General features: G+C 61.3%; 10 protein-coding genes. All 10 read right to left on the bottom strand.

All coding sequences use genetic code 11. From position 1 onward, the window contains the following. Window positions 1-263, bottom strand: a 263-nt coding sequence (locus A3722_RS01915) for a helix-turn-helix domain-containing protein (RefSeq protein ID WP_150120020.1), incomplete at its 3' end; no start/stop codon positions are given. 99 nt (window positions 264-362) lie between these two features. Next, on the bottom strand, window positions 363-1,196 hold the full coding sequence (locus A3722_RS01910; RefSeq protein ID WP_236627321.1) for an MBL fold metallo-hydrolase: 834 nt from the start codon (window positions 1,194-1,196) through the stop codon (window positions 363-365). Window positions 1,197-1,335: 139 nt separating this feature from the next. Continuing rightward, a complete protein-coding gene (locus tag A3722_RS01905; RefSeq protein WP_067626865.1) occupies window positions 1,336-1,902 on the bottom strand; it encodes a biotin transporter BioY in 567 nt (188 codons plus the stop codon). Between the two features lie 49 nt (window positions 1,903-1,951). Then, window positions 1,952-3,118, bottom strand: coding sequence for an acyl-CoA dehydrogenase family protein (locus tag A3722_RS01900; RefSeq protein ID WP_067626867.1), 1,167 nt, complete (start codon window positions 3,116-3,118; stop codon window positions 1,952-1,954). Next, window positions 3,115-5,142: an ATP-binding protein gene (locus A3722_RS01895; protein ID WP_067915886.1), complete on the bottom strand. Its 2,028-nt coding sequence runs from the start codon at window positions 5,140-5,142 to the stop codon at window positions 3,115-3,117. The genes A3722_RS01900 and A3722_RS01895 overlap by 4 nt, the downstream gene beginning before the upstream one ends. Further along, the gene (locus tag A3722_RS01890; RefSeq protein WP_067629742.1) at window positions 5,127-5,921 is read right to left on the bottom strand and encodes a crotonase/enoyl-CoA hydratase family protein; all 795 of its coding nucleotides are present in this window, start codon (window positions 5,919-5,921) and stop codon (window positions 5,127-5,129) included. The genes A3722_RS01895 and A3722_RS01890 overlap by 16 nt, the downstream gene beginning before the upstream one ends. 10 nt (window positions 5,922-5,931) lie before the next feature. Next, window positions 5,932-7,530 (bottom strand): acyl-CoA carboxylase subunit beta, encoded by a 1,599-nt coding sequence (locus A3722_RS01885; RefSeq protein WP_067629739.1) that lies wholly within the window; start codon window positions 7,528-7,530, stop codon window positions 5,932-5,934. 3 nt (window positions 7,531-7,533) lie between these two features. After that, the gene (locus tag A3722_RS01880; protein ID WP_067629751.1) at window positions 7,534-8,163 is read right to left on the bottom strand and encodes a TetR/AcrR family transcriptional regulator; all 630 of its coding nucleotides are present in this window, start codon (window positions 8,161-8,163) and stop codon (window positions 7,534-7,536) included. Window positions 8,164-8,353: 190 nt separating this feature from the next. After that, window positions 8,354-9,184 carry an SDR family NAD(P)-dependent oxidoreductase gene (locus tag A3722_RS01875; RefSeq protein ID WP_067629736.1) on the bottom strand — a complete coding sequence of 277 codons (831 nt, stop codon included), beginning with the start codon at window positions 9,182-9,184 and terminating at the stop codon, window positions 8,354-8,356. 24 nt (window positions 9,185-9,208) lie between these two features. Beyond that, the coding region (locus tag A3722_RS01870; protein ID WP_443068765.1) for a thiolase C-terminal domain-containing protein at window positions 9,209-9,969 on the bottom strand (761 nt) is incomplete at its 5' end.

Genomic DNA, 9,969 nt, shown 5'->3' with positions numbered 1-9,969 from the left:
ATAACAGCCTTCCGAAGCTTAGGGAGACGGATCAATTTCCGCCGCCGCGCACGTCGAGCTTCTGCCTTCCGCTGTGCAATCACACAATAGTAGCCACTGAGATTTGGCATTTCGCCATCAATGTAAAAATTCCGCTTTATGTCGCGATAGACTGTTGAGCGGTGTCTCCCAAGCTCAGCGGCTATTTTGTTGATCGAGAATTTTGCTCTGAGCATGTCCTCGATGATGCGTCTTTCACGCAAATCCAGCTCTGTATGTGCCATGTCTGTTCTCCTTGCTTTTTCAGCAAGATACCGGAAGTGTCGCAACCCAGTTTAGAATGTGCCCAACACTAAGTATAAAGGCGCATAATGAAGTTTATGTTAATTTACCCTCCAGATCCTTTCTTCCTGAGCCACTCGCGATTCAGAAAGAAGTTTCTGTAAATGAGCCACAACATTCCTTTCGGCGGCCATTGCAATATGCAGGTCAGATTTCTTGTAGACTGAAGCGGCGATATTCTGGACTGTATCGGAAGTATTTAGGAGATGCTTGAGGATCTGGGTCTCGCGGCGCATCCGGTTGGCAAGTAACCGTTCGATGTAAGGGCGCGGATCCTGGAGTACGGGCCCGTGACCCGGCAGGCAGATCCTATCGTCGCGATCAATAAGCCGTTGAAGCTGGTCGCAGTAATCACGCATGTTGCCGTCAGGGGGGCTGACGATCGAACTGTTCCAACTCATCACGTGGTCGCCCGTGAATAACACTCCATCCAGCCTCGCAAAGCAGAGGTGATCGCTCGCGTGACCGGGTGTGTGAAGGACAGTAAGACCGGCAATCCTTTGCCCGTCTTCCAAAAACCCGTCGGGTTGAAATGCATCGTCTGGAAAGGCACGCGAAACATAAACAGGCAGACCTGTCCGTTCGCGCAATCCCGGCACGGCACCGAAATGATCGGAATGGTGGTGTGACACTAGAATTCCGGCCGGGTTGCCTCCCAGGTTCTCGACAATTGCTTCGAAATGTGCACTGTCTTCTGCTGGACCCGGATCGAGAATGAACCGACCGTCAGGTGTATCAATGATGTAGCTGTTCGTCCCGTGATAGGTCATCTTCCCGGGATTGCTCGCAACGATCCTCAGGATTCCCTCGGCCACCTGTTCTGCACGCGCGCGACACGGTTCCGGCTCTGTGTGAAACATGCTGCGTTTTGTCATTGAATACGACCACTTTCTGACAGTGAAAAGTCTGGGGCTTGCAAAGCCGCCTTTTGCTTTTGCATAGCTTTGGAAGCTTCGGGCTGGCGTCCAGCGCCGGTCAGAACCGGCGCTGGAACAAGGCAACAAAGCCCAGCAGTCAAGCGTGACCCCGATTATGGAAACCTGTATACAGCACTACAGCAATTGCTGCCTTCGTCAGGTCTCCAAGCAGGAACGGGTAAAGCCCGGCGTTCAGCAATTTTTCGCCATAGCCGACAAAGCCACCCAACCAGAATAGCCCTGCGCAATACATAAGTATCGAACCGGAGAGGACCGCTACAGATGCTCTGATTGAAGGCGGAAGCCCTGCCAGCTTTTGAACCATCCATCCTGCAGCCGCCGCCGCGAGCGCAAACCCAATCAAGAATCCGCCAGTGGGACCCGCAAAATAGGCCAGACCCGCCGGTGCGGGAGGCGTGCCAGCGAAAACCGGCAGGCCAAACAGACCTTCCAGAAGGTATGCAACAACAACTAGACTACTGCGCACCGGCCCCAGGAAAAGGCCGAGACCCAACACCACCAGGGTTTGTGTTGACATCGGTACCGGGTAGAACGGCACCGCGATTTTGGCGGATAGTGTCAGAAGTATTGTGCCGATGAGTATTATTGAGATCTCTCGGGTCAGTCTTGCGAATGGTTGGCGTTGAGTGGCTTCCAAATTCATCTGTTTCGTCCTTGTTTCTGTAGATCGTCGATTTGCCGGATGGGTAAGCTCACATGCGCTTGGCGACTTCTTCCAGCATGACCTCGCTGGCCCCGCCGCCGATGGCTTGAACGCGGGCGTCGCGCGACATGCGTTCAACCGGGGTTTCGCGCATATAGCCCATGCCGCCGTGAAACTGGACGCAGTCGTAGAGCACGCTGTTTACCAGTTCGCCGCAATAGGCCTTGACCATCGAGACCTCCTTCACGCAATCGTGGCCCGCCGCGTCCAGACCTGCGGCATGATAGACCAGCTGCCGTCCCGCCGCGATCCTCGTCTGGCAGTCTGCCAGCCGCTGGCGCACCACCTGCTTTTCCCATAGAACACCGCCAAAGGCCTTGCGCTGCTTGACGTATTCCACTGTCATGTCCAGCGCGGATTGCGCTTCGGCACAGGCCATCGCACCCAGCACGATGCGTTCGTTCTGGAAGTTCTTCATCACCGAATAGAAGCCGCGGTTGACCTCGCCCAAAACGTTTTCGGCCGGGATGCGGACATCTTCGAAGATCAGTTCGGCAGTGTCCGAGCACAGCCAGCCGGTCTTGTTCAGCGCCCGACCGACCGAAAAGCCCGGCGTGCCCTTTTCGACCGCGAACATGGTGATCCCGCGCGAGCCCTTGGCATCGGGGTCGGTCTTGGCGCCGACGAAATACAGATCGCCATGTACACCGTTGGTGATGAACATCTTGGTGCCGTTCAGCACCCAGTCCGACCCGTCCTGCACCGCGCGGGTGCGCATGCCGGCCACGTCCGAGCCCGCGCCCGGTTCGGTCACGGCCACGGCGGTGATCTTTTCGCCCGACGTGATCGACGGCATCCAACGCGCCTTTTGTTCGGGCGTACCGGCGTTTTCCAGATGCGGCGAGGCCATGTCGGTATGGACAAGAACCGTGGCCGAAAAGCCGCCGAAGGTGGAACGCCCCACTTCCTCGGCCAGCACGACGCTGGACATCACATTCAGCCCTGCGCCGCCATATTGCGCGTCATAGCGCATGCCCAGCACGCCCAGATCGCCCATCCGGCGCAGCACGTCGCGCGGCACCATGCCGTCATTTTCCCAGGACTCGGCCTTGGTTGTCACTTCGGTTTCAATGAACCGGCGCAGCTGGTCGCGGATCATGTTGAGGTCTTCGTTGAACGGGCCGGTGGCCGCGGTGATGGTGTCTTGTCTGGTCATGTGTTTTCCTCCGGGTCGAGTTTGATAAGTGGGGCGTGCCCGGCGACCGTATCGTCTGGTGCACAATAGATTTCCGTCACCACGCCCGCGACCGGCGCGGGCAGGCTTTGCAAGAGCTTCATGGCCTCCAGCACCACCAGCGTGTCACCGGCTTCGACGCGGTCGCCGAGCGCGACACGTACCTCGGCAACGGCGCCGGGCATGGGCGCCGACAACATGTCAGCGCCGCCAGATCCGCCGGTGGCACGTTGCAGATGCTGATCTTCCAGCGTACGCAGGTCTGTCGCGGTCATTCCGGCAGGGGTTTGCAGGTGCACCCGCCAGTGACCCGGCGCGCGCACGACATGGGCGATGCGCGAAAACGGAACGCCGTCGATGCGTCCGCTCAGACGGTTCCCTTTCAGGGCGACATTTTCGGCCGTTATTGTCTGGCCGTCCGGCTGTACGGCGGCAAGCACCGTCCCGGGCCCCGGCCCGGACTCGGTCACGCGGATCGGCGCTTCGTTGGTTGTGTCCCAATAGAAGGCCGCACCGGGCTGTCCCGCAGGGGCTGTGAGTCGCCATGACCCCAGGCTTTCCCAGGGCGACGCGCCTGCCGGGACGAGACGCAGATGCAGCGCCATCGCGGCAAAGGCCATGTCCCGGGGATCAGCGGACGGTTCAGTCCAGCCGCCTGGGAACATCTCGGGCAGGCCCGAGGTATGGTGCCGGAACGCCTCAAAATCCGGGTGTGCCAGTAACGCGCGCTGATAGGCCAGGTTCAGGCCGACGCCGCCGACGGCAAAAGCATCGATCGCGGCGATCGCCCGGTGGATCGCCCCGGCCCGATCCGGCGCGTGGACGATCAGCTTAGCAATCATGGAATCATAGTGGTGGCCGACGACCGAACCGCACTCTACCCCAGTGTCCAGCCGCACATCCGCGGGCGGCGCCCAAAGGGTGATCTCGCCCGTTTCGGGGCGGAAATTCTCGCCCGGGTTTTCGGCGGCGATGCGGATTTCAATGCCGTGCCCTTCAAACTGCACATCGCTTTGCGTCAGCGCCAACGGCTCGCCCCGCGCGATGCGCAACTGCCATTCAACAAGGTCGATGCCGGTGATTGCCTCGGTCACAGGGTGTTCCACCTGCAACCGGGTGTTCATCTCGAGAAAGTAGTACTCGCCGCGCTCGGGATCATAGAGGTATTCCACCGTCCCGGCGGACCGATAACCTATCGCCTGCGCCAGTCGCACAGATGCTGCGCGCATTTCGTCGCGAAGGGCCTCGGGAAGATCGGCAGCAGGGGCTTCTTCGATCAGCTTCTGATGATTGCGTTGAAGCGAACAGTCGCGATCACCGAGGTGCAGGACATTGCCATGGCTGTCGCCGAACACTTGCACTTCGACATGCCGCGCACGAGGCGCGTAGCGCTCAAGGAACACTGCGGGATCGCCGAAGGCGCCTTGCGCTTCGGCCCGGGCAGATGCGATTGCTTCAGACGCGCCGCTCAGATCAGAAACAAGCCGCATGCCGCGCCCGCCCCCACCGGCGCTGGCCTTAACCAGAAACGGGGTGCCAAGCATGCGCGCCTCTTCCAGCAATCGTGCGTCGGACTGATCTTCGCCGCGATAGCCGGGCAGCACAGGAACTCCCGCATCCTCGGCGGCGGCCTTGGCTTCGATCTTGCTTCCCATCCGTGCGATTGCAGCGGCAGAAGGCCCGATGAACACAAGGCCCGCCGCCTCGACCGCTGCCGCGAAATCGGCATTTTCCGACAAGAAGCCATAGCCGGGATGCACCGCCCCGGCGCCGGTTGCGCGGGCGGCATCAAGGATGGCCTCAATGTTCAAATAACTTTCCGACGGCGCGGACGGACCGAGGCAGACCGCATGATCGGCCTCGGCCACGAAGGGCGCATCGCGGTCGGCCTCGGAGAACACCGCCACGCTTTCCAGCCCCAGCTTGCGGCATCCGCGCTGGATGCGCCGGGCAATCTCGCCCCGGTTGGCGATCAGGACGCGGGTAAAGCTCATTTGACCCGCCATGACGGAATGTCTTTGTTGATGAAGCTGTTGATGCCCTCGATGCCTTCTTCGGTTTCCCAGGCATCGGCCAGTCGGTCGGCGGTGTAGATCATGTTGGTTTCAAGGTCGTGGGAGGCGACATAGGCGACCAGCGCCTTGGTATCGGCCACGGCCCCCGGCGCAGCCTGAAGGTGATCGTGCACCACCCGGTCCACCGCGGCGTCCAGGTCGTCCGGAGCGACAACTTCGGTCAGCAGACCGATCCGTTCAGCGCGCGCCGTGTCGAACAGGGCGCCCGACAGCATGGTTTCGCGCGAATGCACCTTGCCGATGCGGGCCACGACGTAGGGCGAGATATTCGCGGGCAGCAGACCCAGTTTCACCTCGGTCAGGCCAAAGCGCGCGCCTTCGACGCCGATGGTATAGTCGCAGACCGAAATCATGCCGACCCCACCGCCATAGGCCGGCCCGTTGATCCGCCCGATCAGTGGCTTGGGCAACGTGTCCAGCCGGCGCAGCAGATACGCCAGCGTGGCGCTTTGTTCGACCCGCTCGGCGCGGGTTTTCTCGACGTTCGAGGCGAACCAGTTGAAATCCCCCCCGGCGCAGAAGCTCTTGCCGGTGCCCGTCAGCACAACGATGCGCACATCGTCGTCTGAAGCCAGCCGCCCGGTCGCGTCATAAAGTTCCGCAATCAGCGTACCGTTCAGGGCGTTGTGCTTGTCCGGCCGGTTCAGGGTCAGGGTGGCGACGCCACGCGCGTCGGTCTCAAGCTGGATGGTTTCATGAACTGTCGTCATTTTTCCGATCTCACATTCTGAATACGGGCGTGTGGCGCCCTAGGTCGGGCACCGAAGAGACTATGGCCAGGCATAGACCCAGAATGTCGCGAGTTTGCCCGGGCTCGATCAGCCCGTCATCCCAGAGCCGCGAAGTGGCGTAATAGGGATCGGACTGTTCGCCATATTGGGCACGCACCTGCGCCTCGATCTGTGCAAGATCGGTCTCCATCTTTTCAGGCTCGCCGCCTTTCTGGCGGCGCAGCTCCAGCATCACATTGGAGGCGATGTCTGCCGACATCGTGGCCAGTTCCGCCGTGGGCCAGGCAAAGAGGAAATTCGGCGCGAAGCCACGCCCGCACATGCCATAGTTGCCCGCCCCGTAGGATCCGCCCAGCAGGACCGACAGGCGCGGAACCTTGGCGACGGACATGGCATAGACCAGCTTGGCGCTGTCTTTGGCGATGCCGCCGCGCTCGGCTCCGGTGCCGACCATGAAACCGGAAATGTTGTGCAGGAACAATAGCGGGATGTTCCGCTGATCGCACATTGATATGAATTGCGCGCCCTTGAGCGAGCTGTCGGAAAGAAGCGCGCCGTTATTGGCCAGGATACCGACCCGGTAGCCGTGGATCCGCGCCGTGCCGCAGACCAGTGTTTCGCCCCAGCCGGGCTTGAATTCGCGGAACTCGCCGGCGTCGATCATGCGCAGCAGAACCTCGCGCATGTCATAGGGCTGTTTGCGGTCGGCGCTGATGACGCCAAGCAATTCCGACGGATCATGCGCCGGCGGTGCAGGCGCCGTGTCGGGCTGCATCGGGCGCGACTGGCCCAGCTCGGCCACGATATCGCGCATCAGCGCGAGCGCGTGATGTTCGTCCTCGGCCAGATGGTCGGAAACACCCGACACGCGCGAATGCATCTCGGCCCCGCCCAGCGTCTCGCCATCGACCTCTTCGTTGATCGCAACCTTGACGATCGAGGGTCCGCCCAAATGGATGCGCGCATTGCCGCGCACCATGATGACCTCGTCTGACAGTGCTGGAATATAGGCGCCGCCCGCCGTGCAGCCGCCGAATACCGCCGAGATCTGCGGCAAGCCACTAGCCGACATGTTGGTCTGGCGATAGAAGGAATTGCCGAAATGGCGGGCATCGGGAAAGACCCTGTCCTGTTCGGGCAGATATGCCCCGCCGCAGTCCACCAGATAGAGGCAGGGCAGCCGGTTTTCCGCCGCGATCTCCTGCGCGCGGATGTGCTTCTTGACGGTTTCGTGGTAAAATGATCCGCCTTTCACCGTGGCATCATTGGCGATGATCATGCAGGGCAGGCCGTGCACGTTACCAATGCCCGTGACGATCCCGGCGCCGGGTACGGCTCCGCCGTATTGTCCGTGGGCCGCCAACGACGACAGCTCCAGGAACGCAGTGCCCGGATCGACCAGCAGGTCGATTCTTTCGCGGACCAGAAGCTTGCCGCGCTTGCGGTGACGTTCGACCATATCGGGCCGCCCGCCCGACGTGGCCTCGGCAATACGCGCGCGCAGGGTTTCGACACGCTCGCTTTGCGCCGCGTGATTGCGGGCATAGGCCTCCGATGCGGTCAGCACCGCCGTGTCAAGTCGTGCCATCTGTCAGGTTTCCTTTTCTTGCAAGATTCCGTGCAGGAACACGTCGGCATAGGTGCGTGACAGGGCATCGGCACCGCCGCGTTCGGGGTCGAACCATTCCAGCGTGGCGTTCAGCGCGCCAATCAGCATCAGGCGCAGGCGGCGGATATCCACGTTTCGTTTCAGCGCTCCATCCCGCTGAAGCCGGGACAACAGGCTGTCCCATTCGGCCTCGTAGGCGCGGCGCGTGGGCAGATTGGCATCCCGGACGGACTGCGGAACCTGCCCGAAAATGCGCACATTGGCCGAGGAATAATCGCTGACATCCAGAAGCGCGCGCAGATGCGCCCCGATTGCGGCCCGAAGGGCCGCCTCGGCGCCGGTATCCGCAGGCAATGCACCAACAGCCTGGCGCATATCGTCGTGAACGGCCTGGATGCCCGCATCCAGAATGGCCACGACGATCTCATCCTTGGAGCCGAAATGGTAATAGATGCTGCCCGCCTTGATCCCTGCGGCCTCGGCGATTTTTCTGAGCGACACGGGCCCATAGCCCTGTTCCCGAAAGAGCCTGGCAGCGACATCCAGAACGCCTTTACGCCCGACCGCGCTGCGCGATGTCTCGCTGACCTCTCCGGCTGTCGTATCCGCCATGCGATTCCCTTCGGTACGATACATAACTAACATCTGTTAGGTTTCTAGCGCCAATGAGTCAACAGACAATTATTCCAAACCTGGCTCGGGTTGGAACTTGTGGAAAATGCCGTCCGGGCAACCGTGATACAGCCGCCCGGAAATGTCAGTCGTACGCCGGACCCCGAACAGGTGGCCCGGGTGGCGGGGATCAGATCGAAAAGCCCCCGCCGCAGATGATGTGCTGACCCGAGATGAAGTTCGATTCCGGCGCACAGAACAAATAGACCGCGCCCGCGGCCTCTTCCGGTGTGCCTACCCGGCCCAGCGGAATCATGCGTTCCATCTGGGACAAGAGATCAGGGTTCACGCCGACCTTGATTTCTTTTTCCTCGATCTTGATCGTGCTGTCGCCGTCTGCACTGCCCTCCGTCAGGCGGGTGCGGATCGGGCCGAAGGCCACGGCATTGACGTTGACCTTGTAGCGGCCCCATTCCTTGGCCATCGTCCTGGTGACACCCAGGATACCGGCCTTGGCGGCAGAGTAGTTGATCTGGCCGGCATTGCCGCCGGTCCCCGCGATGGACGAGATATTCACCACCTTGCGGAACACCTCTTGCCCGGCCGCGGCCTCTTCCTTGGCCTTGGCGCTGATTACCGGCTGGGCGGCGCGCAGGATCTTAAAGGGCGCTGTCATGTGAACGTCGATGATCGCCTGCCACTGCTCGTCGGTCATCTTCTGAACGACGCTGTCCCAGGTGTAGCCGGCGTTGTTCACGATGATGTCGAGTCCGCCGAAGCTGTCCACGCCCGTCTTGATGAACCGTTCGGCAAAACCGTCTTCGGTCACGCTGCCGGCGCAGACCACCGCTTCGCCGCCAGCGGCGCGGATAGCTTCAGCGGCTTCATTGGCCGGGTCGGCGTCCAGATCGTTGACCACTACCCGGGCCCCTTCCGAGGCCAGTTTGAGTGCGATTTCGCGGCCAATGCCTCGGCCCGAACCCGAGACCAGGGCAACACGCCCGTCGAGTTTTCCAGTCATATTAATTCCTCCCGAAAGGCGCTATCAGGCTTTTTCATAGAGTGTGGTGACACAGGCCCCACCGAGGCCCAGATTGTGCTGAAGTGCCAAGCGCGCGCCATCGACCTGGCGCGCATCAGCCTGCCCGCGCAACTGCTGGACAAGCTCGGTACATTGCGCAAGGCCGGTCGCCCCAAGAGGATGACCTTTGGACAACAAACCGCCCGACGGGTTGGTCACGTATTTTCCGCCATAGGTGTTGTCGCCATCATCAACAAACTTCGCAGCCTCGCCTCGGCCGCAAAGGCCAAGCGCCTCGTAGGTGATGAGTTCGTTGTGGGCGAAACAGTCGTGCAGTTCGACCACATCCACGTCTTCGGGCCCGATGCCCGCAGCCTCGTAGACCTGATCGGCGGCGCGCTTGGCCATCGAAAAGCCGACCACCTCGCGCATATCATGGGCTTCGAAGGTTTCCGGGCCGTCCGTTGTCATGGCCTGCGCCGCGATCCGAACCGAACTGTCCAGTCCGTGCTTGTCGGCGAATTCCTTGGAACAGATGATCGCGGCGGCTGCGCCACAGGTTGGCGGACAGGCCATAAGCTTGGTCATGACGCCGGGCCAGACCACCTGCGCAGCCATGACGTCTTCCGCCGTCACTTCCTGGCGGAATAGGGCCACCGGGTTCTTGGCCGCATGGCGGCTGGCCTTGGCTCGGATTTTGGCGAAGGTCTCAAGAGGCGTGCCGAACTCGTCCATATGCGCTTTGCCCGCGCCCCCGAAATAGCGCAGCGCCAGCGGAATATCGG

It is taken from the genome of Sulfitobacter sp. HI0027 (assembly GCF_001634775.1).
In the GTDB taxonomy this organism is placed as follows: domain Bacteria; phylum Pseudomonadota; class Alphaproteobacteria; order Rhodobacterales; family Rhodobacteraceae; genus Sulfitobacter.
The sequence above is the reverse complement of the archived record's forward strand: the minus strand, read 5'-3'. Positions and strand labels throughout refer to the sequence as shown.

What these genes read in the sequence shown, in the direction of transcription:
- A3722_RS01910 (WP_236627321.1), bottom strand. Translation starts at nt 1,196, where the DNA reads ATGACAAAACGCAGCATGTTTCACACAGAGCCGGAACCGTGTCGCGCG.
- A3722_RS01905 (WP_067626865.1), bottom strand. Translation starts at nt 1,902, where the DNA reads ATGAATTTGGAAGCCACTCAACGCCAACCATTCGCAAGACTGACCCGA.
- A3722_RS01900 (WP_067626867.1), bottom strand. Translation starts at nt 3,118, where the DNA reads ATGACCAGACAAGACACCATCACCGCGGCCACCGGCCCGTTCAACGAA.
- A3722_RS01895 (WP_067915886.1), bottom strand. Translation starts at nt 5,142, where the DNA reads ATGGCGGGTCAAATGAGCTTTACCCGCGTCCTGATCGCCAACCGGGGC.
- A3722_RS01890 (WP_067629742.1), bottom strand. Translation starts at nt 5,921, where the DNA reads ATGACGACAGTTCATGAAACCATCCAGCTTGAGACCGACGCGCGTGGC.
- A3722_RS01885 (WP_067629739.1), bottom strand. Translation starts at nt 7,530, where the DNA reads ATGGCACGACTTGACACGGCGGTGCTGACCGCATCGGAGGCCTATGCC.
- A3722_RS01880 (WP_067629751.1), bottom strand. Translation starts at nt 8,163, where the DNA reads ATGGCGGATACGACAGCCGGAGAGGTCAGCGAGACATCGCGCAGCGCG.
- A3722_RS01875 (WP_067629736.1), bottom strand. Translation starts at nt 9,184, where the DNA reads ATGACTGGAAAACTCGACGGGCGTGTTGCCCTGGTCTCGGGTTCGGGC.